At 65.0% G+C, this 24657-nt stretch carries 17 protein-coding genes; 12 read left to right on the top strand and 5 right to left on the bottom strand.

Annotation, left to right across the window (positions count from 1 at the left end; all coding sequences use genetic code 11):
- Positions 1 to 214 precede the first annotated feature (214 nt).
- The 10 genes from ACWHMB_RS15155 (at position 215) to ACWHMB_RS15110 (ending at position 16888) form a co-directional block, all read left to right on the top strand.
- Positions 215 to 1759 carry a DNA cytosine methyltransferase gene (locus ACWHMB_RS15155; protein ID WP_377483994.1) on the top strand — a complete coding sequence of 515 codons (1545 nt, stop codon included), beginning with the start codon at positions 215 to 217 and terminating at the stop codon, positions 1757 to 1759.
- A 24-nt stretch (positions 1760 to 1783) separates the two neighbouring features.
- Positions 1784 to 3904: a hypothetical protein gene (locus tag ACWHMB_RS15150; protein ID WP_377483992.1), complete on the top strand. Its 2121-nt coding sequence runs from the start codon at positions 1784 to 1786 to the stop codon at positions 3902 to 3904.
- The gene (locus ACWHMB_RS15145; protein WP_377483990.1) at positions 3901 to 5409 is read left to right on the top strand and encodes a hypothetical protein; all 1509 of its coding nucleotides are present in this window, start codon (positions 3901 to 3903) and stop codon (positions 5407 to 5409) included. The genes ACWHMB_RS15150 and ACWHMB_RS15145 overlap by 4 nt, the downstream gene beginning before the upstream one ends.
- The gene (locus tag ACWHMB_RS15140; protein WP_377483988.1) at positions 5406 to 10925 is read left to right on the top strand and encodes an ATP-binding protein; all 5520 of its coding nucleotides are present in this window, start codon (positions 5406 to 5408) and stop codon (positions 10923 to 10925) included. The genes ACWHMB_RS15145 and ACWHMB_RS15140 overlap by 4 nt, the downstream gene beginning before the upstream one ends.
- Positions 10926 to 10935: 10 nt before the next feature.
- Complete coding sequence (locus tag ACWHMB_RS15135) at positions 10936 to 11358, top strand: very short patch repair endonuclease (RefSeq protein WP_377483986.1); 423 nt, start codon at positions 10936 to 10938, stop codon at positions 11356 to 11358.
- A gap of 29 nt (positions 11359 to 11387) precedes the next feature.
- Positions 11388 to 12293 carry a histidine phosphatase family protein gene (locus tag ACWHMB_RS15130; RefSeq protein ID WP_377483983.1) on the top strand — a complete coding sequence of 302 codons (906 nt, stop codon included), beginning with the start codon at positions 11388 to 11390 and terminating at the stop codon, positions 12291 to 12293.
- A gap of 147 nt (positions 12294 to 12440) precedes the next feature.
- Positions 12441 to 12677 carry an exodeoxyribonuclease VII small subunit gene (xseB, locus tag ACWHMB_RS15125; protein WP_377483980.1) on the top strand — a complete coding sequence of 79 codons (237 nt, stop codon included), beginning with the start codon at positions 12441 to 12443 and terminating at the stop codon, positions 12675 to 12677.
- 1 nt (position 12678) lies between these two features.
- Complete coding sequence (locus tag ACWHMB_RS15120; RefSeq protein WP_377484151.1) at positions 12679 to 13575, top strand: polyprenyl synthetase family protein; 897 nt, start codon at positions 12679 to 12681, stop codon at positions 13573 to 13575.
- Positions 13576 to 13756: 181 nt separating this feature from the next.
- Entirely contained in the window at positions 13757 to 15673 is a 1917-nt protein-coding gene (gene dxs / locus ACWHMB_RS15115) for a 1-deoxy-D-xylulose-5-phosphate synthase (protein WP_377483978.1), read from the top strand.
- A 132-nt stretch (positions 15674 to 15805) separates the two neighbouring features.
- Positions 15806 to 16888, top strand: a complete 1083-nt coding sequence (locus tag ACWHMB_RS15110; protein ID WP_377483976.1) for a TRAP transporter substrate-binding protein — start codon at positions 15806 to 15808, stop codon at positions 16886 to 16888.
- Positions 16889 to 16988: 100 nt separating this feature from the next.
- Here the strand turns inward: ACWHMB_RS15110 and ACWHMB_RS15105 are convergent, their stop codons facing one another.
- From ACWHMB_RS15105 to modA, 5 genes are all read right to left on the bottom strand, one after another.
- On the bottom strand, positions 16989 to 18827 hold the full coding sequence (locus ACWHMB_RS15105; protein ID WP_377483974.1) for a TRAP transporter large permease: 1839 nt from the start codon (positions 18825 to 18827) through the stop codon (positions 16989 to 16991).
- Positions 18828 to 18848: 21 nt separating this feature from the next.
- On the bottom strand, positions 18849 to 19460 hold the full coding sequence (locus ACWHMB_RS15100) for a TRAP transporter small permease subunit (RefSeq protein WP_377483971.1): 612 nt from the start codon (positions 19458 to 19460) through the stop codon (positions 18849 to 18851).
- A gap of 217 nt (positions 19461 to 19677) precedes the next feature.
- Positions 19678 to 20760, bottom strand: a complete 1083-nt coding sequence (gene modC, locus ACWHMB_RS15095; protein WP_377483969.1) for a molybdenum ABC transporter ATP-binding protein — start codon at positions 20758 to 20760, stop codon at positions 19678 to 19680.
- An 86-nt stretch (positions 20761 to 20846) separates the two neighbouring features.
- Entirely contained in the window at positions 20847 to 21521 is a 675-nt protein-coding gene (gene modB / locus ACWHMB_RS15090; RefSeq protein ID WP_377483967.1) for a molybdate ABC transporter permease subunit, read from the bottom strand.
- A 131-nt stretch (positions 21522 to 21652) separates the two neighbouring features.
- Entirely contained in the window at positions 21653 to 22423 is a 771-nt protein-coding gene (modA, locus tag ACWHMB_RS15085; protein ID WP_447648578.1) for a molybdate ABC transporter substrate-binding protein, read from the bottom strand.
- Positions 22424 to 22532: 109 nt separating this feature from the next.
- Between modA and ACWHMB_RS15080 the strand changes: the two genes are divergently transcribed.
- The gene (locus ACWHMB_RS15080) at positions 22533 to 23288 is read left to right on the top strand and encodes a TOBE domain-containing protein (protein WP_377483962.1); all 756 of its coding nucleotides are present in this window, start codon (positions 22533 to 22535) and stop codon (positions 23286 to 23288) included.
- A 143-nt stretch (positions 23289 to 23431) separates the two neighbouring features.
- The gene (locus ACWHMB_RS15075) at positions 23432 to 24643 is read left to right on the top strand and encodes an amino acid ABC transporter substrate-binding protein (protein WP_377483960.1); all 1212 of its coding nucleotides are present in this window, start codon (positions 23432 to 23434) and stop codon (positions 24641 to 24643) included.
- Positions 24644 to 24657: the final 14 nt, after the last annotated feature.

Genomic DNA, 24657 nt, shown 5'->3' with positions numbered 1-24657 from the left:
TGCGAGTTCCCCCCATCGTGTCCCGGCTGGCGGCAGCGGGCTCGGCGCGGCTGTCGATCGTCACTGAGTTCTGAACTTTTTTCATTGAGTTCTGAACTCAAGTTTTTTTGAATCAACGACTTAGCATGGCTTTCCGTACGGGGAGCCGCTCACCGCGCGATTTTTCCGAACTTAGCCCAAATCTTGGGGTTGATGTTATTTAATCCGGATTAAATTGAGCCGCGAGTATCTTCGCCATGTCGGAGGAAGATGGCCCCAGACTGGACTGCGCCACTCAGTGGAGGTGCGCGGACGGCAGCAGCTTCCGCAACCGCTCCTTCGTCTCGCAACCGATCACCGCCAGACAGACAAGGTAAGCTTCATCATTTTTGGCGGTCCAGCGGACTGCAAAGCTACTGAGAGCGCGATCGTGCTTCGATTTGTCGACCTATTTTCAGGCTGTGGCGGACTGTCGCTCGGCTTGGCCTCTGCCGGCCACCAAGGTCTCTTCTCTATCGAGAAGGATGCAATGGCGTTCGCGACGTTCAAGGCGAATCTGATTGACGAGCCGCGCAACGGCTTGCGGCGCTTCCAGTGGCCAGAGTGGCTTCCCAAGCAAGCTTGCGGGATTGACGAGCTTCTGGCCGCACACCGGACCGAGCTCGAGTCGCTCGCGGCGGAGGAGATTGACCTGATCGCAGGTGGCCCACCCTGCCAAGGCTTCAGCTTTGCGGGGCGGCGGCAGGCAGACGACCCTCGCAACCAGCTTTTCACCAAGTATCTGGAGGTCGTCACGATCGTCCGGCCGACGGCCGTCCTGCTTGAAAATGTGCCAGGAATGGCCGTCGCACATGGCAGCTCACCGGTATTCAACGGAAAGCTCGCGAGTGGCATCACGGGATCCTTCCTTGAACGGCTCGTCACCGAGCTTTCAACGCTTGGCTATGACGTCGAGGCCAGGATCGTCAACGCCACTGACTACGGCGTGCCCCAGAAGCGATCCCGACTCATCGTCGTCGGGCTCCTCAAGGAACGATTCCGGCAAGCAACCACCAGACCACTTGCTGCCCAGGTCTTCGAGCGCCTCCGCTCACATCGCGAGGCATTCCTGTCGAGCCTCGGACTGTCAGCCCCAGTGACCGCAATCGAGGCAATCGGGGACCTTTCGATCTTCGGCCGCAATGGGGCGATCTGGGACCTCAAGGAATGCAAGGATCCCGTGTCCCCGCGAGGATTCCTCGAGGTTGCCTACGACGGCCGTCGCTCGCGAAGCAGCTACCAGACTTTGATGCGGCGTGGCATGGGCCAAGAGCCCATGGATAGCATGCGCCTGGCACGGCACTCCGACGAAGTCCGGTCTCGATTTTCCGAGATCATCCGGACTTGCCGGCAAGGCGTCCGCATGAATGATCAGGACCGCGCTACGTTCAAGCTGAAGAAGCATCGTATCTACCCGATGTCCGCGGATGAGCCGGCACCAACGATCACGACGCTTCCAGACGACATCCTCCACTTCGGTGACCCCAGGATCCTTACGGTCCGCGAGTACGCCCGCCTGCAGTCGTTCCCGGACTGGTTCGCGTTCAAGGGAAAGTACACGACAGGTGGCGACCGGCGGACGAAGGAATGTCCCCGCTATACGCAAGTCGGCAACGCCGTGCCGCCGCTCCTCGGGCTCGCTTTGGGCAAGGCGCTCGAATTCGTGATCAAGAAGCACAAACTGGATCCAGAGGTGGATTTGGACCAGGAATCAGGAGTCGTCGAGGCGCAGGCGGCTTGATCAAGGCAAGGGAGAGGACGGGAGATGACCGAAGACGCAAGCAAAGCGAATGAGCCGGCATTCCCGGCAGGCCTCCGGGATTGGTCTGGCAATCAGGCCGGCGGGGTGAGACGACTCTTTGAGGCAGGGAGTGGCCGTCCCACCCGTGATGTCCTTCAAACTCATTTGTTGAGGCGCTTGCATGCCTGGACACAAGCAATTGCCAGCCGCCCAGACAAGACGCCAGGGATCGTCCTCCTGGTTGGCGGCCCTGGGAACGGAAAGACGGAAGCGATTGAGTCGACCATCGAATGGCTTGACCACGAGCTAGGATCCGGCGGCACACTGGTGGCGACGCTGCGCGAGCAGCTGCAACCCGGCGGCGCAAAGGCACTTCAGCGCGTGGCGCGAGCCAGCGTGCTGGCGCCAACGTCCACGCGCAAGCACAACATCAGCATCGTTCAAGATGCCTCGCTCGAGCCCAATTCGCACAGCTCAAGAGCGGCGTTGCTGGTGCAGGAACTTGCAGACGCATTGCACGGCGCGCCGGAAGGAGATATCTACCTTTCCTGCGTGAACAGAGGCGTGCTCGATGACGCAATGGTGCACGCCACCGATCAAGGGCCGGCGGATATCCAGGCGCTCCTCGCCGCCACGATCAGGGCAGTCGCGCAAGGCGCGGGCGCCGAGGCATGCTGGCCTCTACAGGCGTATCCCAGCGTCGCTGTCTGGCCGATGGACATCGAATCTCTGCTGGTGAAGACGCGCGACGGCGACCCCGCGCCAGCATTGACGATACTTGCCAAGGCACTCGATGCAGACTCGTGGCCAACGTATGGCCAATGTGAAGCGAAGAACCTTTGTCCGTTCTGCCGGAGCAGGCAAGTCCTGTCCACGGGAGACACAGCATCAAACTTTTTGACCGTGCTTCGGTGGCACGAGCTGGCCACAGCCAAGCGCTGGACATTTCGAGACTTCTTCACGCTCGTCTCGTTCTTGCTCTCGGGGCAAGCAGCCGAGGGCGCTGGAGCATCCAACCTCAGCCCTTGCCAGTGGGCAGCAAAGCTTGTTGACCTAGACCAGTCCCGGCAAGGGTCGAAGCCCGACTCCAAGCGTTCGACGGCCATCTACACCCTGGTTGCGCACCAGTACCAACACCAGCTGTTTGGCAGTTGGAACAAGCGATCTGCGCGGCGCCTCCACGAAGATATCAAGGAGGTTGGCCTGGTACACGACCATGTGGCAATGGGCCTCTACTACTTCCTCCGTGCTGGCGGAACGTCCAAACCTCCGTCAATGATCGAGGGCCTGCTCGAGGGCTTGTGCGATTCACTGGACCCAGCATTGGCCGACCCAGCAGACCAGGTTCAGATCAACGCTTCGGAACGAGTGAGGCTCCGAGACCTTGATGCCTACTTGAGCCAGTCCGTTCGCGCCGGCAGGGACGCACTTGTGAAGCATCGATGCATGTCGCCAGCCGAAGTGGAACTGCTTGGACGGCTCGCCGATCTCGATCGGGAACTGTCAACTCCCGCGCTGCGTCGGCGGCGGCCGGACGCTGCAACTCGTATACAACACGCGCTGAGAGATTTCGCCAGTCGCTTGGTGCGCCGCACCCTGGGCACGAGATCCGCGGTGACTCGCGACGCCATGCTCTTGAAACGATTCCGGGGGATTGCGGAGGACCGCGGAGCATCGCAAGGGGACGCGTTGCTGCGGGCAGCGCGAGATGTCCAACGGCTCTTGAACAACGGCGAGAAGTTTGAGGTGCCGCTCACTACGACTTTTGGCCAGCCTGCCGCTCCAGTAGCCCTCCGCGCGTCCCTGGTGACAAGCAAGCAATCGATCAGACCGCTGGACGATGACACGGAAGATCGACCTTGGTCATCAACACGCTACCTGAAGGTGGGAAAGGGCCAACGCGAACATGCGATTGCCCTCACGTTCGAGCTCTATCGCGCGATTGAGCTGATTTCGGCCGGCCTGTCGCGCGCATCCCTGCCTCGGGAAGTAAACGCGCTCATCGACGCAACCAAGGCGACGCTCTCAGGCCCGATCGTTCGCGACGAGGACAGCCTTGCGGACTCGATCATGGATCTTGGCGTGGCCGGACTCCAGATCGAGATGATGGGCAGTCGCTTCTTGACGATCGAGGGACGCGAATGACTACGTGGGACAGATTCCTGGAGTTTCCCTGGCAAACCGATCACCCCTGCCTCGACGAGTCCGACTTGGCTATTCATCCCGCGCCTGAGTACGCAAGCTCGGAGGTGCTGGTAGCCGCGCTCTATCGTCGCATAGGCATGTCGGACCTGAAGGAACGGGATGTTCCGATCTTGGGGCGCGAGCTGATGAGGCGCCTCGAGGCGCATAAGCGGCCGGAGGACGCAAGCCTCGGCGCTGAGGCGTGGTCTCGAGTTCTCCAGGGCGCGGTGCAAAGCCCAAAGTTGCCTAACCAGTCCCAGAAACGATTTCTCCAGTTGACTCCACTTGTTCCAGAGGCTGCTCGTGTTTCGGGAAGTGCGCGCCTGAGCGGCCAACCCTGGTCGCCAGGCAACCTCATCGAGCGAATGGTGATGATGGGGTCACCATCCCGTGCAGACGCGGATGCGCTTTGGCAGGAGTTGTTCGACGCGCTGAGCGTGAATAGCTCGGACGATGTGTGGGCCCGATGGCTGGAAGGCGAGCTAGTCGCGTGGAGGCCCGACGACGCCCAATGGGCCTTGGTGCCAATAAAGGATTCATCGTGGCCATCGTCGTTCCACAACGAGAAGCCACCTGAAAGCTACCCCGCCCGACAGTTTTGTCGCGACCTCGTGGCAGTACTGAGGGTCAAGGACCAAATGACCAGACGGCAATGGATCACGTTGCTTGAATCCGTGCTTCGGATTGGTGCCGCAGCACATGTCTTGTGGCTCTGCGAGGTCAACTGTCTTGGATGGACATACGTCCGGTCCGCCATGCGCGGCGGCGAAGCACCACCGACCATCTATCCAAAGCGGATCTCGTACTTCCGATACGGGACTGCTGCCCTGGACCGGGCAAAGGAAACCGTCGCCCGCTATCTTGATGCCCGGATGAACATCAATGCGGTCTTGTGGGGGTTGGAAAAAATTGGGTCGCCATTCGAAATACCCCTCTCAACGCAAGATGGCTGGGAAGCACTACGGGCAGCAGTCAATCAGCACAAGGCTGCGCTGATCGGATTGGATCTCGCGGAGAAGGTGAACGATCTTGGCGAGAGCGAGGCAAAGGTTTTGAATTGTTCAAAGGGCATTGGCATGAACATGCTCGAGTTCATCCGGCATGCCGCAGGCCAGAGACAGACTGCCCAGGAGGTGATGCGGGGCTACGATCAGGGTTATTGCATCAGAAAGCGATCCAATGACCCTCGTTCCCGATGGATCGTCGCCATGGGGCCGGTCGCAGTGATTGCCATGGCTCATTGCTGCTTGTTCGAGACAGGCGGCGCGCGATCGGTTCATCGCCTGTGTGAACACTTGGCTCGCTACGGGATCGTCATCGGAAGTGACGAGGTTGCCTCTAGCGACCTCGGGCACCAGCTCCGGCTGCTAAGCCTGGTGTTGGACAGTCCAGATGCAGAGAGCGGGATGCTGGTGCTGCCGCCATTTGACACGAGGGCCGCCGCCAGGCCTGGAGACCGCGCATGATCACGTTGGCTGAATACTTGGCGAATCAGGTACGAGCATTGGCGCACGAGCGTCTCGGCGCATCAGCTTCCTCCCAGGAGACCCGCGTGGTGTTTCGTGGGCCGCCGCTTGAAATCCTTGACCCAGTATTCGAGCTCTTGGTGCCCTCGGGATCGGGCGGTGACGATCTCGGCTTGCCAGTGCTTCTCCAGGTTCCAAAGTCGAAGCTGGTTGACCAGAATCCACCAGTAGGAGCCTCAGGCAGGTGCGACCACGGCCACTTGCTGACGGTCAGAAACACCCCGGCTGCCCCGAGCTTCTTGGCGCTCGTCCCGCCCGGCCAGCAGATGGATCTCTCCGTCTCGACGACAACCGAGGCCATCGGCGTCAGCGCATTGGCCAGCCGAGGCATGGCGACCTTCGAGGAGTGGTGGGGAGACTCCTTCGTGCAGAGAATAGTCACGGACGGCATAGGTAACCTCGGGGTTTCTTCGGATGCAGGTGGCGTGCGCATGCTCGTCGAGGCAGCAGCGAGAGCTGCCGACGAGCTGGATCAGGATCGCAGTTCCAGGGCCGGAGCATGGCGGGTTTTCGCCCGCTTGTTTGCCGCGAGCCGGCCATGGGGCAAGGAATCGGCAATAGTCCGGGTGTGCGCTGCATGCGGGGTTCCGCCTGTAGAAGGTCATGAAATACAAGCCGACCTCCAGCGGAAAGCCTTGGCTTGTCTTGCCTCGGCACTGGAGGATGGCTTCAAGGCAGGACTCGACCGCGCCACGGAGAACGCCGGCGACCAGGCAACACGTGACGCGCTCCTGCAATTTGACGAGTTCATCAGGCAGGCTTGCGACATCGCCTCCGCGTTTGGGCGTGCGCCCGCAGCCTACTACTCGACCTCGCTAGGCCCAACACTGGCCCCGCCACCAGACTGGTGGCACTTGTTGACAGCGGAGCGGTGGATTGAGCTGCTCGAGGAGTCTCGCCCCGAGAAGCCAAGCCTTGAAATCGAGGTACTCAACGCCTTGACGCCCATTCGCGTCGGCGGTGTCTTCATCGTCTCCAGCCAGGCCGATGTGAGGGTGAGCCATCCTGCGGCTACGGAGTCGATCGACATCGTCCTTGAACGCAAGGTAGGCAACAGCGCAAGGGGAAAGGACTCTCGCGGGCTAACCCTGGGAACGAGTGGTGTCGATTGCACCTTCGATATTCCGAAGCACAAGGCTCCGGCGCGGGTTGTGGCGCTCGTTGAAGGGACGCAGGCAGCCAGTGCCAAGGTACTGGCCATTGAATCGTGGGATCCGGGCATCCACATCCAGGCCCGTACAGCAAGCAAGATATCGCTCGCCAAGCGCCCGACCAAGCCAGCAGTTGGAAGGCCGGCTATCGAGACCACGATTGAACTTGACGGGCCTGGCCGTCACCTGCTCGACGTGTTCACTGCATCTTGGCTTCAGCTATCACCGAAGGCCACGCTCTTCAGCAAGGATGCAGCAGGCCTGGATGGTGAACTGCAGCTTGACGTGCGTCAGGTCGCGCGTGGCCGATTCACCGTGGAGGTAGAGGCGTCCTCAGAATGCAGCCTCAAGCTCGAGCTAGAGAGGATCGTAGCCGGTCGCGCGGTACACGAAAGCTGCCTTGTCAACCTTCCATCAGTGGACGTCCGCATCACGGGCTGCGCAAGCGAGTTTGAGCGCCTTGTCGGCGAAAATCGGCTCAAAAAGCGCGCACTTGTGCAAGTGGACAGGGTGGCGCGCTGCGCAGTCCTGGAGAGCTGGATTCTTGAAGAACCAACCTGCAGCGACTCATGGCGGCCAATAGTCCTCGGCCCCGACTATGCGCTGGTGTGGTCTCGCTTGGAGTGGTCATCAGAGCGCGGCCCGTTGGTGTCCAAGGGCCGTTTCGTCAGTGACCCTCGTCCTGCCCGCGACGAGTTGAACCCGCCTCAAGCCTACATTGACGCCCGCCGCGCGATCCTTGCGCGCGTTCGTGGTGTCGACAACGCAGGCCTCACTGCGCAAGCAGCTCTCGGACAGTGGCACCGGGATGACCCGACGTTCAGGGAGGAGGTCGCAGCCTTCCTGGATGCATATCTCGCCTGGTGGATTAATGATCGTGACGCCGCTTGTTGGTCCGACATCGTGGGCATCGCGTCCTACGAAGCCAGCGCCAAGACGCTTTCCTCGACACTCGACGCCATCCTGCTGTCGCCCCTTCATCCGTTGCGGCTAGCTTGGCACTGCGGCGCGCAAGAAGTCCTCCTGAGCGCCCTCGACAGCGCGATGCCCTGTCCTGCAGCTGCACTGCTGGACCCCGACTTCGTGCCTGATTTCCTGTCCTTGGCCGTCAGGGGGCCCGACGGCATTGAGCAGCACGCCTTCGTCGCAGTTGAATGCAGTTCTGACTATTGGTCCGTGATGTGGAACTCGCGTGCGCTCTCCGCGATCAACGCGCGCGCTCGGCAGGAACCCTTCGGCAACGAGTTCGGCCTCACCGTCGGGGGACTGGCCAAGGGCTTTAGCCCAGCACAAGTAGGCAAGGCCCTGGACGATGTTGCCTCGCTGCTGCCGGCCAAGCCACTCCTGAGCATTAGCCTCTCGTCGAGCGGCGCTGCCGTGGACTCCTGCAACGCGGGGATCTCGGAGTGGAGCAGGCGGAATTTCGGTGAGGACAGCGAGACAGGTGACTCGGCGTTCAATCGACTTGGCCTCCGCCTGATCGAAGTTCATGACAACCGGCCGGAGGATGCTCGCCCAGACGAGCCATCCTTGGCCAATCTGGTGGAAGACACGAAGGCTTCCGTCCGGTGGTACCTGCAGTCGAAGAGGACAAGCGGCGTCGACCTGGCCATCATCACGCAACTCGATGCCTCGCAGCCGACGCTCACTCCATCTGTGGAGCGTTCAGCGCTGTCAGCTGGAGCGCTTATCAGGCATCGTGTCCGGAGGCAACTGCCACAAGCAGGCCAGGCCTATCTCGTCGAGTCGCGCCAGTCGGCGCCGCCGGAATCCAGCGTCGAAGGGTTGCTTCAGAAGGTCGGGAACGCAGTGGCAAGCATCGAGGCCGCAACTGCCGAGACCCTCGGGTTCCGGTTCGTTCCAGACGTAGGGGCCATCAAGAGTGCACTGGATGATGACGGCGCTGATTTCGTCGCCGTCTCGTCTTCAGCGGTTGATCCGAGTTGCTTTGTTGGCGAGTGGCTGACCGGCGCATACCTGTGGGACTACTCTCTTCCGTCGTACTCGCAGCGATCGGGCGACGTGGCGGGAAGCTATTTGATCTCCAGCATCAAGGACGCCGACAGGGAAGTGCTTGCGAAGGTCGTTTCGCAGCTGATGAGCGACGACACCTGGGAGCCCGCCAGGCTCGAAGGCTTGCTTCACGAGGTCGCCAGGCGCGGGATTCCCACGGTCAGGGAACTTTCCGGGGATGACACCAAAGCGTCGGGCGCATTGGGCATGTTCATTGCGGCACGCATACTCCAGGACAACTTCAGGCTGGGTGGCGGGCCCGGTGGACTCATCCCGGTCACGGAGGGAGGGAGCGCGGATGAAGCCAGCATCGCTCTGCTCGTCCCAGTCGACCCCTTCAGGACGCACCTGGACGACCTGTCGCGAGATGTGCGCAAGGGCAAGGACTTGAGCGGGAGGCGCCCCGACCTGCTTCTCGCCACATTCACGTTCAACGCCACGGGCACTGCCATTCGCCTCATCCCCATCGAGGTGAAATTCCGCTCCAGCGGCCAGATGTCGCGAGAGGACTGCAAGGCAGCGCTTGAACAGGCAAGCACGTTTGCCGCGATCTTCGACGCTATCGCCGAAAGAGCGCGAAGCTCGTTGATGTGGGAGCTGGCACTTAACCAGCTCGTGCTGTCGATGATGGCTTTTTCGATGCGAATCTACAGCCAGAACAAGTCAATCGCCCAGGACGGCAAGGAATGGGCGCGCTTGCACGAACGTCTGGCACGCGCTCTTCTGGGTGGAAGCGCCAGCCTTGAGGTTGACCCTCGAGGAAGGCTGATCGTCATTGATGGTTCGCCGAACACTGGGCCAGCGGATCGCGACGGCGACGGCTTCGAGGAATCCATCGTCGTTAGCCTTCAAGACGCTGCACGGATACTGTCCGGCGATGGAGAGCCGCTCTACGCCGCTATGCGGGCTAGGCTAGGGGCATGGGAGACCAAGCCGGCGCCCAAGGCGGCAACGACCGCAACCACGCCCTCGCCGATCAGCGGGCCAACTGATGAAGGCGAATCGAACGCGGACTCCACGCCACCAAGCGGGGTGAGCCAACCCCGTGGTGAGGACCTTGGCCTGGGGCAGACAACATCCACGCTCGATCGCGACGACCCTGCCAACACGGACGCTACGGCTCTATCGCAATCTGGGGCGGCTCATGCAGCGGCCGCCGGGGGAGGCATCATCCTCGAGCTTGGCACCACTGCTTCTCGTTTTGAGCAGGTCACGGTCGCCCTCAACTTGTCCGATACCCGCCTGAACCAGCTCAACATGGGGGTTGTCGGTGACCTCGGCACCGGCAAGACACAGCTGCTGAAGTCCCTGATCTTGCAGATCACTCGGGCAACGGCCGCAAACCGAAGCATCAAGCCCAGGGTCCTGATCTTCGACTACAAGAAGGACTATAGCTCGCCCGAATTCATCCAAGCGGTAGGTGCAAAAGTCGTCAAGCCTTATCGCATGCCGTTGAACCTGTTCGACACCTCAGGGATGGAGGATGCAGCCGTTCCTTGGCTGGAAAGATTCAAGTTCTTCTCTGATGTCCTGGAGAAGATCTACCCTGGGATCGGCCCCGTGCAGCGAGACAAGCTCAAGCAGGCAGTTCGTCGCGCCTACGAGGTGGCAGGTGCAATGAGCCGCATGCCGACCCTCGCTGATGTGGAAGCTGAATACCGCAGTCTGCTTGGCGGCAAGTCAGATGCACCCTTGTCGATCATTGGCGACCTCGTGGACTCCGAGGTGTTCACTCGCGAACCCGCGACTGGAGCATCCTTCAAGGATTTCTTCGACGGCGTAGTCGTGATCTCGCTTGCGGCCATGGGCCAGGACGATCGAAGCAAGAACATGGTTGTCGCGATCATGTTGAACATGTTCTACGAGCACATGCTCTCGCTGACCAAGCGGCCATTCATCGGAAGCGACCCGCAACTCCGTGCCATCGACTCGTACCTGTTGGTGGACGAGGCCGATAACATCATGCAGTACGAGTTTGATGTCCTTCGCAAGCTGCTTTTGCAAGGTCGGGAATTCGGCGTTGGCGTCATCCTGGCATCCCAGTACCTGAGGCACTTCAAGGTGAACGCCACGGACTACAGGGATCCCCTGCTGACGTGGTTCGTGCACAAGGTTCCCAACGTCACTGCGAGCGAGCTCAGTGGCCTTGGCCTCACGTCCGACCTTGGGGAGTTTGCCGAGCGCATCAAGTCGCTGCCGAATCATCACTGCATGTTCAAGTCACACGGTCCGGGCGCGGAGATCATCCGGGGCCTCCCATTTTTTGAGATCGTCACGCGCACGGACGGCTAGAAGACCGGCAATGGCAGACATCATGTCTCCGGAGCAGCGATCGGAACGCATGTCCCGCATCAAGGGACAGGACACGTGCCCGGAATTGCTGCTCCGGAGCGCCTTGCACCGGAAGGGGCTTCGATATCGCTTGCACGTAACCGGGCTTCCAGGCCGACCTGACCTGGTTTTCCCTCGACACGGGGCGGTGGTGTTCATTCACGGATGCTTCTGGCACCAGCACAAGAACTGCAAGGTGGCGAAGGTCCCCCAGTCGAACACGGCGTTCTGGCAAGAGAAGTTTGCTCGGAATCTGCGGCGAGATCATTCCAACATGCGCGACCTGCGAGCCCTCGGCTGGCGGGTTGCCGTGGCATGGGAGTGCCAGATCACGAACAAGGCTGCACTCGATCGGACCGTAGAGAGGATCGAAAGATTCGTGCGAGGTGCGTAGGTGACTCCATAGCTTGCTCACGGGTTTCCATGACCCACAAAAAATCATCCCGACAACCTCCTGTGCCGCAGGGCTACACCACCTGGCTGGATTACGCGGTGCTCGCCTTTTCGGGGCGAGCTGCGTGGAACGAATTCATATTAGATGACGACTGGAGCGACACGCCGACGGATGTGTTCTATGACCTCGTGCAGGAGGAGTATTGCCGACTGAAGGAGCGACAACCCTTGCGCACACTGATGCTAGTACGCCATGGCCAGAGTCTGGCCAACGCCGGCGGTGTGACCATGGAGCACCATGCCATTCCTTTGACGGAGCTTGGCCGTCGGCAGACGGAGCTGCTGGCCGAGTGCTTGCCGGCGAAGCCCGCCATGATCTGCAGTTCGCCGTTTCTGCGCGCACGTCAAAGCGCTGAGCCTTACTGCGTGCGCACGGGACTGGCGGATCAGGTTATCGATCAATTGCACGAATTCGACACCATCGACCCGGAGTTGTTCCAAGGAATGACCGGGGGCGAGCGACGGCCGATCATGGACGCGTACTGGGCCGAGGGTGATCCTGACAAGCGCATGGGCCCCAGGGCCGAAACCTTTCGTGAATTCGCGCAACGGGTCGAGTGCTTCCGAACGGGTGCCATGCTGTCGCTGCCCGACGGCGCCGTGCTTTTTGGCCATGGCATGTGGATCGGCATGCTGACTTGGCAACTGATGGGGTTCTCGGCTGGGGACAGCTTGGGGATGAAGGCCTTCAGGCGATTCCAGCAAGGCTTGCCGATGCCCAACGCGGCGGTGTATCGGTTCACCGAGGCGGCGCCGGGACGATGGACGTTCGCTGCAGAGGAAGCGATCATGCGTGCGGTGAGCACGGTGGCAGTCGGTAGTGTGAAATATTCAGAACTGAGTGACACAAATCGCGAGGAATTCAGAGCTGAGTGAAACACGCGTTCAAAGGCAAATGATTCGACTTCGCGCAAGTGCCTCTATCCCGCTGTGCGTTTGAGTTCAGAACTTAGTGGCGATCGACAGCGGCCGCGGTGGCCGCGGTGGATGGGCGGCGGCCTAAAATACGCCCTTCGTCCCGCCATGACCAAGAAACCCCCACCGCCTTCCGCCGCCCCCGCCAGCTACGGCGACGCCGTGCAGCAGCTCGAACAGCTCCTCGCCCAGCTGGAATCCGGTCAGCTGCCGCTGGAAGAGCTGCTGGGCCAGTATCAGCGCGGCGCCGAACTGCTGCGCTACTGCCGCGAGCGCCTGCAGGTGCTCGAGGAGCAGGTCAAGGTGCTGGACGAGCAGGGCGGCGTGCATGGACTCGACGTCTGACATGGCGGTGCTGGACTTTTCAGCCTGGGCGCAGGCCCGGCGGCAAGGCGTCGAAGCCGCGCTGGCCGGCTGGGTGCCACCCGACGCACCGGCCGGCTTGGGCGCGGCCATGCGCTACGCCGTGCTGGACGGCGGCAAGCGTCTGCGTGCGCTGCTGGTGCTGGCCGCCAGCGAGGCCGTGCACGGCAACCCCGACGCGGCCCTGGGCGCCGCCTGCGCGGTCGAGCTGATCCACGCCTATTCGCTGGTGCACGACGACCTGCCCTGCATGGACGACGACGTGCTGCGCCGCGGCAAGCCCACGGTGCACGTCAAGTTCGGCGAGGCCCAGGCCCTGCTGGCGGGCGACGCGCTGCAGGCGCTGGCCTTCGAGTGCCTGCTGCCCGAGGGACCGGCCGTGCCCGCGGCCATGCAGGCCGCTCTGGCGCGCCTGCTGGCGCGCGCCGCGGGCGCGCAGGGCATGGCGGGCGGGCAGGCGATCGACCTGGCCAGCGTCGGCAAACCCTTGACCGAGTCCCAGCTGCGCCACATGCACCAGCTCAAGACCGGGGCATTGCTGCAGGCCAGCGTGCTCATGGGCGCCGCCTGCGCGCCGCAGGCCTTGGGCGGCCGTGCCCAGGCCGCGCTGCGCGACTATGGCGCCGCGCTGGGCCTGGCCTTTCAGGTGGTCGACGACATCCTGGACGTGACCGCCGATTCCGCCGCCCTGGGCAAGACCGCCGGCAAGGACGCCCAGGCCGACAAACCCACCTATGTGTCGCTGCTGGGCCTGGCGCCGGCGCGCGCGCTGGCCGAGCGCCTGCGCGTGCAGGCACACGACGCCCTGGGCGCCAGCGGCCTGCCCGACGTGGCGGCCCTGCGCGCCCTGGCCGACCAGGTGGTGCAACGCACGCATTGAAATGAACCCCGCCCCGTTGCTCCACTCGCTGCGCGATGTTTCGCCTCCCCCCTCAAGGGGGCATCGCCACTGGCCGGGGATACCCCGGCCACGGCGATCGCTGGCCTGGCCTGCTCCGCGGCCGTTTGATTCTTTTGGTTTCATGCTCTCCAGGTGATGCGCAGCACCATGGACAACTGACATGACCCACTCGACCCCTCTTCTTGACACCATCGCCGACCCGGCCGCGCTGCGGCGCCTGCCGCGCGCCCAGCTGCAGCGGCTGGCCGACGAACTGCGCGAATGCGTGCTGACCAACGTCGCGCGCACCGGCGGGCACCTCAGCTCCAACCTGGGCACGGTGGAGCTCACCATCGCCCTGCACACCGTGTTCAACACGCCCGAGGACCGGCTGGTGTGGGACGTGGGCCATCAGACCTATCCGCACAAGATCTTGACCGGCCGGCGCGAGCGCATGCCCACGCTGCGCCAGCTGGGCGGCATGTCGGGCTTTCCGCGCCGCGACGAGAGCGAATACGACACCTTCGGCACCGCGCATTCGTCCACCAGCATCTCGGCGGCGCTGGGCATGGCGCTGGCCGCGCGGCAAAAGGGCGAGGACCGCAAGGTGGTGGCCATCATCGGTGACGGCGCCATGACCGCCGGCATGGCCTTCGAGGCGCTCAACAACGCCGGCGTCGAGCGTGACGCGCGCCTGCTGGTCATCCTCAACGACAACGACATGTCGATCAGCCCGCCGGTGGGCGCGCTCAACCGCTACCTGGCGCAGTTGATGAGCGGTGGCTTCTACGCCGCCGCCAAGAGCGTCGGCAAGACCGTGCTGGGCCCGGTGCCGCCGCTGTTCGAGCTGGCCAAGCGGCTGGAGCAGCAGGCCAAGGGCATGGTGGTGCCGGCCACGCTGTTCGAGAAGTTCGGCTTCAACTACATCGGCCCGATCGACGGGCACGACCTGGACGCGCTGATCCCCACGCTGGAAAACATCCGCGGCCTGATGCAGGACAAGGCCGGCCCGCAGTTTCTGCACGTGGTCACCCGAAAGGGCCAGGGCTACAAGCTGGCCGAGGCCGACCCCGTGGCCTACCACGGCCCCGGCAAGTTCGACCCGGCCGTCGGCCTGGTGCCGCCGGCCAAGCCCGCCAAGCAGACCTTCACCCAGGTGTTCGGCCAGTGGCTGTGCGACATGGCGGCGCAGGACAAGCGCCTGGTCGGCATTACCCCCGCCATGCGCGAGGGCTCGGGCCTGGTGGAGTTTCAAAAGCGCTTCCCGGAGCGCTACTACGACGTCGGCATCGCCGAGCAGCACGCCGTGACCTTTGCCGCCGGCCTGGCCTGCGAGGGGCTCAAGCCCGTGGTGGCCATTTATTCCACCTTCCTGCAGCGCGGCTACGACCAGCTCATTCACGACGTGGCGATCCAGAAGCTGCCGGTGGTGTTCGCGCTCGATCGCGCGGGCATCGTCGGTGCCGACGGCGCCACGCACGCCGGCAATTACGACATCGCCTACCTGCGCTGCATCCCCAGCGTCAGCCTGGCCTGCCCGGCCGACGAGCGCGAATGCCGCCAGCTGCTCAGCACCGCCTTCGAGCAAGACCACCCGGTGGCCGTGCGCTACCCGCGCGGCGCCGGCGTGGGCGTGGCGCCGCTGGCCGAGCTGAGCGGCCTGCCCTTCGGCAAGGGCGAAGTGCGCCGCAGCGGCCAGCGCATCGCCATCCTGGCCTTCGGCACCCTGCTGTACCCGGCGCTGGAAGCGGCCGAGCGGCTGAACGCCACCGTCGTCAACATGCGCTGGGCCAAGCCGCTCGACCTCGATCTGCTTCGGCAGGTGGCCGCCAGCCACGAGGCCCTGGTGACGCTGGAAGAGGGCGCCATCATGGGCGGGGCCGGCAGCGCCGTGGCCGAGGCGCTGGCGGACGCCGGCCTGGTCCTGCCGCTGCTGCAGCTGGGCCTGCCCGACCGCTTCATCGAGCATGGCGACCCGGCGCGCCTGCTGGCGCTCGAGGGGCTGGACGCCGCCGGCATCGAGCGCTCGATCCGCCGGCGCTTCGGCGCCCTGGTGGGCGCGGCGGCCGAATTGCGCGCCGTCTCGGGCCAGAACTGACATTCTGGCCAGGGCTCCGGCGCCGTCGGGGCACGTGCGGCTGGGTATAGTCCCGGATGCGCGGGGCGCACATTTGAATACACTCGAAGCCCCAACGCGGATTTTCGCATCCCTCAACCTGGAGAGAAATTTATGGATCGTCGTTCCCTGATCAAGCACACGGGCATCGCCGGTGTCCTGGCCGCCGGCATCGCGCCGGCGGTGCACGCGCAGGCCGCCGTGCGCTGGCGCCTGGCCACCAGCTTCCCCAAGGCGCTGGAGACGCTGCACGGCTGCGCCGTCAAGTTCTCCGACACCGTCAAGGCGCTGTCCAGCGGCAAGTTCGAGGTGTCGGTGCACGCGGCGGGCGAGCTGATCCCGGCCTTCGGCATCGTCGACGCGCTGGCCGACGACTCGATCGAGATGGGCGAGACCTCGGCCTACTACTACACCGGCAAGGACCCGTCCTTCGCCTTCGGCTGCGCCGTCCCCTTCGGCTTCACGGCGCAGGAAAACCAGGCCTGGAAGCTGCACGGCAACGGCCACAAGCTGATGGACGAGCTGTACGGCAAGTACAACTTCTTCGGCATCAGCGCCCTGAACACCGGCACGCAGATGGGCGGCTGGTACCGCAAGGAAATGAACACGCCGGCGGATTTCAAGGGCCTGAAGATGCGCCTGGGCGGCGGCGTGTTCGGCGAGTCCATGGCCAAGCTGGGCGTGGTGGCGCAGAACATGCCGGGCGGCGATGTGTACCAGGCGCTGGAAAAGGGCACGCTGGACGCGGCCGAGTTCGTCGGCCCCTACGACGACGAGAAGATGGGCTGGAACAAGGTTGCCAAGTACTACTACTACGGCGGCTGGTGGGAGGGCGGCGCCGACCTGGAGTTCTTCATCAACAAGAAGGCCTTTGCCAAGCTCTCGGCCGAGAACCAGGCCATCGTGCGCGCCGCGGCCGACGTGGCCTACAACGACGGCACGTCCAAGTACCTGTACCTGAACCCGACCTCGCTCAAGCGCCTGGTGGCCAGTGGCACCCAGCTCAAGCGCTTCCCCAAGGTGGTGGTCGAGGCCGGCTTCAAGGCGGCGCAGGAGGTCTACGCCGAGCACAGCGCCAAGGACCCCTTCTTCAAGAAGGTGTTCGAGGACATGCGCGCCTTCCAGCGCGACCAGATCCTCTGGAACCGCGTCTCCGAGCTGGTCTTCACGCAGGACATGGCCTCGCTGAAGATCTGATCTTCGCGCCCTGCGCGCGCCGGGTGCCCGGCGTGGCGCCCGAACGAAAAACCGCAGCCCTCGAGCTGCGGTTTTTTTGTTGCACCAGTACCGGGCCGCGCTACTTCTTGCCCAGCGAGTCCTGGATCGCCTTCATCGGGTCGATTTCCTCGCCCACGGGCCCCTGGCCGGTATCGGACGGCACCGCGGCGGGGGCGGCGGCACCCGGCGCGCTGGCGGGGGCGCCGGCGCCCGCGCCGCCGGGCGGGTGCAGGCCCTCGGGCAGGCTGTTGAAGTCCGAGCCTTCGTTCTGGTTCAGCTGCTCCATCATCTGCTCGCCCACCGCCTTCATGTCGATCTTGACCTTCTTGTCCAGGTTGCCCGTCACCAGGCCAGGGAAGGCGATCAGGACGGCCACCATGGTCAGCTGCAGCAGCAGGAAGGGGATGGCGCCCTTGTAGATCTGCATGGTGGTCACCGGTGCCATGGTCTTGCCGGTGACGTGGTCCACGTAGGGCTTCTCGGGCGCGACCGAGCGCAGGTAGAACAGCGCGAAGCCGAACGGCGGGTGCAGGAACGAGGTCTGCATGTTGACCGCCAGCAGCACGCCGAACCAGATCAGGTCGATGCCCATCTTGTCGGCGATGGGCGCCAGCACCGGCACCACGATGAAGGACAGCTCGAAGAAGTCCAGGAAGAACGCCAGGAAGAAGATCAGCACGTTCACGAAGATCAGGAAGCCCACCTCGCCGCCCGGCAGCTTGGTCAGCAGGTGCTCCACCCACACCGGCCCGTCGGCGGCCTGGAACACCATGCTGAAGACGGTGGCGCCGACCAGGATGAACATCACGAAGGACGCGAGCTTGGTGGTGGTGTCCAGCGCCTGGCGCAGCAGCGACCAGGTCAGGCGCTTGCGCATCGTGGCCATGATGAGCGCGCCCATGGCGCCCATGGCGCCGCCCTCGGTGGGCGTGGCCACGCCCAGGAAGATGGTGCCCAGCACCAGGAAGATCAGCAGCAGCGGCGGGATCAGCACGAAGGTCACGCGCTCGGCCAGCTTGGACAGCAGGCCCAGGTGCGTCACGCGGTTGATGACCGCGATCAGCCAGGCGACGAAGGTGCCGCCGCACATGGCCACCACGATGCGCTCGTCGGTCGGCACGAAGCTGACCACCTCGCCCTGCCACCAGGTGTGGACGGCCTCCATGTTCTTGCCCAGCACCACGCCCACGATGACGGACAGCAGGGCGAGCAGGGCGAGCGAGCGATAGCCGGAGTGTCCGTTGGGTTCGCGGAACGCGCGCGCCTCGGGCGGCAGCGCCGGCACCATCTTGGGCTTGAAGACGGCCAGCGCCACGATGAACAGGATGTACAGGCCCATCAGCATGAAGCCGGGGATGAAGGCGCCCTTGTACATGTCGCCCACGCTCTTGCCCATCTGGTCGGACAGCACGATCAGCACCAGCGAGGGCGGGATGACTTGCGCCAGCGTGCCGGAGGCGGCGATCACGCCGCTGGCCAGGCTGCGGCTGTAGCCGTAGCGCAGCATGATGGGCATGGAGATCAGGCCCATCGAGATCACCGAGGCGGCGACGACGCCGGTGGTGGCCGCCAGCATGGCGCCCACCAGCACCACCGCCAGCGCCACGCCGCCGCGCAGCGGGCCGAACACCTGGCCCACCGTTTCCAGCAGGTCTTCGGCCATGCCGCTGCGCTCCAGGATCAGGCCCATCAGCGTGAAGAAAGGCACGGCCAGCAGCGTCTCGTTGGCCATGATGCCGATCAGGCGCAGCGGCAGCACCGACAGGATGGCGGTCGGGAAGATGTCGAGCCAGACCCCGAGCAGGCCGAAGAACATGCCGGCCGCGCCCAGCGAAAAGGCGACCGGAAAACCCAGGATCAGAAAGCAGATCAGCCCGATGAACATGATCGGGGCGAAGTTGGCGGTGATGAAGCTCATGACGTGCGGTCTCCGGCGCGGTCAGCGGGCCTGCGCGGGGGCAGCGGTCTTGGACGATTCGGCGGCGCGCAGCGCCTCGATCAGGGCTTGCTCGCCACTGGGTTCATCGGCCTTGATCGTGGGGTCGGGCCCCTTGCCGGCCACGAAGGCCAGGCACTTGATCAGCTCCGACCAGCCCTGCAGCAGCAGCAGGGTAAAGCCCACCGGCAGCGCCAGCCACACCGGCCAGCGGATCAGCCCGCCCGGGTTGCTCGACATCTCGCCCGACTGGTACATCTGGATGGTCAGCGGCACGGTGAAGTACAGCACGATGATGCACAGCGGGGTGAGGAAGAAGATCAGGCCGATGATCTCGATGGCCAGCTGCACCTTCTTGGGCAGATGGCTGTTGAGCACGTCGATGCGCACGTGCTCGCGCTTGAGCAGCGTGTAGCCGGCGGCCACCAGGAACGACCACGCGAACAGGTACCACTGGACTTCGAGAAAGCCGTTGGAGCTGTAGTTGAACAGCTTGCGCACGACGGCGTTGAGGGCACTGATGACGGTGGCGCCAAAAATCAGCCAGATGGCGTATTTGCCGACGAAGGCATTGAGCCGGTCGATGGCTCGGGACAGTTTCAGCAGGGCTTGCATCGGGATCTCCGTGGACGGGGGCGCGCGTGCGGTTGGCACGCGCTCGGCACGTCGGCGGGCCGGTCAGGCGCCACCGTGTGCAGGCAAAGGGTCGGCGGTTGCCGATTGTAAATAGCTGCCTGCGGGATTCCGACGCGGGTATACCCGGTGTGGCTGGGCGGGGCGGCCGGGCGCTCTACTGGACGGACGGCCGCGTTCGATCGGCGCCTGGACCCGCTCAATCCAGCACCGCCACCCCCTTGATCTGCGCGAACACCCGCTGGCCGGGGCGCAGGCCCAGCTGCGCGACCGACTTGCGCGTGACGCGGGCGAGCAGGCGCGTGCCGGCGAGATCCAGCGCCACCAGCAGCTGGGCCGGGCCGTCGTCGGCCAGGTCCTGTACGGTGGCGGGCAGCACGTTCAGGATGCTGCTGTCGTGCGCGGGGCTGAGGGCCAGGCTGACGTCGCGCGCCAGCACCCGCACGCGCAGCGGCTGGCCGAGGGCGCGCGGCGCCGAGCCGGGCGGCGGCACGCACAGCAGGGTGCCGCCGGCAAAGTCCAGCTGCAGCAGGTGATGCGTGCCGTCGACGGCGCCGACGTGGCCGTCGATGAGGGCGCCGGCGGCGTCGCCGTGGGTGCGGGCGATGTCCAGCTGGCCCAGCAGGGCGTGGGCCGGGCCCTGGGCGCGCACGCGCCCGCCGTCCAGCAGCAGCAGGTGGTCGGCCAGGCGCGCCACCTCGTCCAGCGCGTGGGTGACGTACAGCACCGGGATGCGCAGCTCGCGCGCCAGCCGCTCGAACCAGGGCAGCAGTTCGGCCTTGCGCGCGGCGTCCAGCGAGGCCAGCGGCTCGTCCATCAGCAGCAGGCGCGGGCTGGTGGCCAGCGCGCGGGCAATGGCCACGCGCTGGCGCTCGCCGCCCGACAGGCCGGCGGGCCGGCGCGCCAGCAGGTGGCCGATGCCCAGCAGCTCGATGGCCTGCTCCAGCGACACGCGCCGCTCGGCTGCCGGTACGCGGCGCCGGCCGAAGTCCAGGTTTTGATGCACCGTCAGGTGCGGGAACAGGCTGGCCTCTTGAAACACCATGCCCAGGGGACGGGCGTGCGTGGGTCGCCAGACGCCGGCCGCGTCGTCCTGCCACACCTGGCCGCCGACCGCGACGTGGCCGGCGGCCGGTCGCGTCAGCCCGGCGACGCAGCGCAGCAGCGTGGTCTTGCCGCAGCCCGAGGGGCCGAAGATGGCGCTGACGCCCTGGCCGGGCAGGCGCACGTCCACCTCCAGGCTGAAGCCGGTGGCGTGGCGCAGGGCCAGGCGCAGCGCCACGTCGGCATCGATTTTTGAATCAAATCGGCCTGCAGCGCCCGCCAAATCTGCGCAGCCAGCTCCTGAAACGAGAGTATCTGGCGGGTTCATGCGGCTTGATGGCGCGTCTGCGTCAGGTGCAGCACCAGCAGCACCGCGAAGCTGAACACCAGCATGCCGCCGGCCAGCCAGTGCGCCTGCGCGTAGTCCAGCGCCTCGACCTGGTCGTAGATCAGCACCGACACCGTGCGCGTCTGCCCCGGGATGTTGCCGCCAATCATCAGCACCACGCCGAACTCGCCCAGCGTGTGCGCAAAGCCCATCACCGCGCCGGTGACGTAGCCGGGCCGCGCCAGCGGCAGCGCCACGCTCCAGAAGGCGTCCAGCGGGCTGGCGCGCAGCGTGGCGGCGGCCTCCAGCGGGCGCTCGCCCAGGCTCTCGAAGGCGTTGACCAGCGGCTGCACCACGAAGGGCAGCGAGTAGATCAGCGAGCCCAGCAGCAGGCCCCAGAAGGTGAAGGCCAGCGTGCCCCAGCCCAGCGCCTGCGTCAGCTGGCCCAGCGGCCCCTGGGCGCCCAGCGCCACCAGCAGGTAAAAGCCCAGCACCGAGGGCGGCAGCACCAGCGGCAGCGACACCAGCGCGCGCACCGGGGGGCGCCAGCGCGAGCGCCCGCGCGCCAGCCACCAGGCCAGCGGCGTGCCCAGCACCAGCAGCACCAGCGTGGTGAGCAGCGCCAGCTCGATCGTCAGGCGGATGGCGGCCAGGCTGTTGGCGTCGAGCATGGGCCGATGGGTGTCAGGTGGCGGGTGGCGTGGCGCTCACGTGGGGGGCGGGGCGTGAGTGATTGAAAAATGATAGCTGGTCGCGCTTGTCGTGCAAGCGCTGCAGCCCGATTTTGCCTTGATCCGGCCGCCTATTTCACCGCGTAGCCGTAGCTGCGGATCAGGTCCTTGGCGCCGGCCGAATGCAGCAGCGCCATCCAGGCCTTGGCGGCCGGGTTGTGGGCGGCGCGCTTGAGCATCACCGCGTCCTGCACGATCGGCTCGTGGTCTTGCGCCGGCACCACCCAGGCCGAGCCGCCCTTGAGCTTGCCACCTTCGAGCACCTGCGACAGGGCGACAAAGCCCAGCTCGGCGTTGCCGGTGGCGATGAAGGTGTAGGTCTGGCCGATGCTCTCGCCCGTCACCAGCTTGGGCTGCAGCGCGGCCATCAGGCCCAGCTTTTCCATCGTCTGCACGGCGGCGGCGCCGTAGGGCGCCAGCTTGGGGTTGGCAATCGCCAGCTTGTTGAATTGGCCGTTTTTGAGCACGGCGCCCTGCTGGTCGACGAAACCGGGCTTGGCCGACCACAGCACCAGCTGGCCCTGGGCGTAGGTGAAGCGCGTGCCGGGCACCGTGTCGCCTTCCTTTTCCAGCCTCAGCGGGCGCTCGTCGTTGGCGGCCAGGAACACGTCGAAGGGCGCACCGTTCTTGATCTGCGTGTAGAAGGCGCCGGTGGCGCCGAAGGACAGCCTGGCCTCGTGCCCGGTGGTCTTGTGCAGGATCTCGGCCAGCGCCTTGGCCGGCGCGGTGAAGTTGGCGGCCACGGCCACCTGCACCACGTTGGCGCGGGCGGTCGATGCGCACGCGGCGACGGCGAACAGGGGCACCAGGGACTTGAGCAGGGAGCGAACCAGGCAGCGCATTGAAATCATCTCCTTGAAGGGTGTGGGCAGCGCTATTCTAATTCGGGATAACGGTTGACGGACTCAACCCGCGCGTGGGCACGGCGCGTGGCCGCATCACAATGCGCGCATGGCCCCACCCCGACTGTCCGCGCAAGCCCTGGGCGATGCCCAGGCCGACAAGCGCCTGGAGATCCTGCAGGCGGTGGGGCGCCATGGCTCGATCTCGCAGGCCGCGCGCGTCGCGGGCGTGAGTTACAAGGCGGCCTGGCAGGCGCTGCACACCCTGACCAACCTGGCCGGTGAAGCCCTGGTCGACAGCAGCGTCGGCGGCGTGGGTGGCGGCGGCGCGCGCATCACGGCGGCGGGCGAGCGCCTGCTGCGCGCCGCGCAGCTGCTGGAGGGCGCGCGCCGCGACGCGCTGGCGCGCATCGACCAGCCGGCCGGCACGGCCGCCCTGGCGCCGCGCACCAGCATGCGCAACCACCTGCGCGCGCAGGTGATCGAGCTGGCGGGGCGCGCGCGCGATCCGATGCAACGGGTGCGGCTGCAGCTGGCGGGCAGTGGCGAGTTGGCCTCGCTCATCACGCGCGAGAGCGCCGAGCTGCTGGCGCTGGCACCGGGCCTGGCGCTGCTGGTGCTGACCAAGGCGACGGCGGTGCGCATCGCGCCGCCGGGCGATGCCGCCGCGCTGGCCGGCGAGAGCGCCTTGCCGGGGCGCGTGGCGCAGTGCGCGCGTGGCGCCGAACTGGATGAAATCACGCTGGCGCTCGACGGCGGCCAGCGCCTGGTGGGCTTTGCGCGCCACCCGCATCGCCTGCGCAGCGGCAGTCGCGCCCAGGCCTGGATCGACGAGCGCACCGTGGTGCTGGCGCGTGCCGATTGAGCGCACGCATGGACGCGGGGCCGCTCATCGATAAAACCATGAGCTTAGTAGCACTATGGACAGGAGAGTAGGCTGACCGCGCCTGAGTGATGCGCCATCAGGGCTGACGGCGAGCTCGACAAACAACGACAAAGGGGACGACCATGCAGCTCAAGCGCTCGTTTTTGCTTTCCTCCTTTTTTGCGGCCGTGCTGGCCGCCGCGCCGGCCGCGTCGGCCTGGGCGCAGGAAATCGTGCTCGGCGCCTCGGTGCAACTCACCGGGCCGGTGGCCAACACCGGGCGCTACTACCGCGACGCCTACGAGATGGCCATCGACAAGATCAATGCCGAAGGCGGCGTCAAGGTCGACGGCAAGTCGTACAAGCTGGCGCTCAAGCTGTACGACAACCAGTCGGACGTGAACCTGTCGGTGCGCCAGTACACGCAACTGGTGACGCAGGACAAGGTGAACCTGCTCTTGGGCGGCTTTGCCAGCAACTTCCAGCTGGCCGACTCGGTGGTGTCCGAGAAATACAAGATCCCGATGGTGCAGGGCGGCGGTGCGTCCAACGAGATTTTTTCGCGCAACTTCAAGTACATCTTCGGCACGCTGGCGCCAGCCAGCGACTACTTCGGCAGCACCATCCAGATGATGAAGGCGCTGAAGGACCCGCCGAAGGCGGTGGCGCTGCTGTATGCCGACGATTCGTTCGACGTCTCGGTGGCCAAGGGCACGCGGCCCTTGCTGCAGCAGGCCGGCTTCAATTTGGCGATGGACGAGCGTTACAGCAGCAACACCAGCGACTTCAGCACGCTGCTGTCGCAGATCAAGTCCAAGAACGTGGACGCCGTGCTGGTGGCGGGGCACGAGACCGAGATCCTCAACTTCGTGCGCAACGCCAAGAGCCTGGCGATCGCGCCCAAGATGTATTCGTTCACCGTCGGCGTGCCCAGCGCGGACTTTCGCAAGGCGCTGGGCAAGGATGCCGACTATTCGTTCGGCATGACGGCCTGGCTGCCCGTGGCTTCGCTGAAGGACCGCTGGTTCGGCGATGCCGAGCAGTTCGCCAAGGCCTACAAGGCCAAGTACGGCTATGACCCGGACTACCACGCCGCCTCGGGCGCGGCCGACGTCGAGGCGTTGGTGATGGCCATTGAAAAAGCCAACAGCCTGGACCCGCAAAAGGTGCGCGACGCGCTGGCCGGCAGCGATTTCGAGAGTCTGTACGGCCCGATCAAGTTTGCCGCCAACGGGCAGATCAATCTGCCGCAGCTGGTCATCCAGGTGCAAGGCGGCCAGGTGGCCGAGGTCTACAACGCCAAGGGCTTCGTCACACCGCCCAAGTACCCCATGCCGGCCTGGAACGCGCGCTGACCCGGCCCCACCGC

This window comes from Ottowia pentelensis (genome assembly GCF_964341695.1).
Note: the sequence above shows the minus strand (reverse complement) of the source record. Positions and strands in the feature narration are given on the sequence as shown.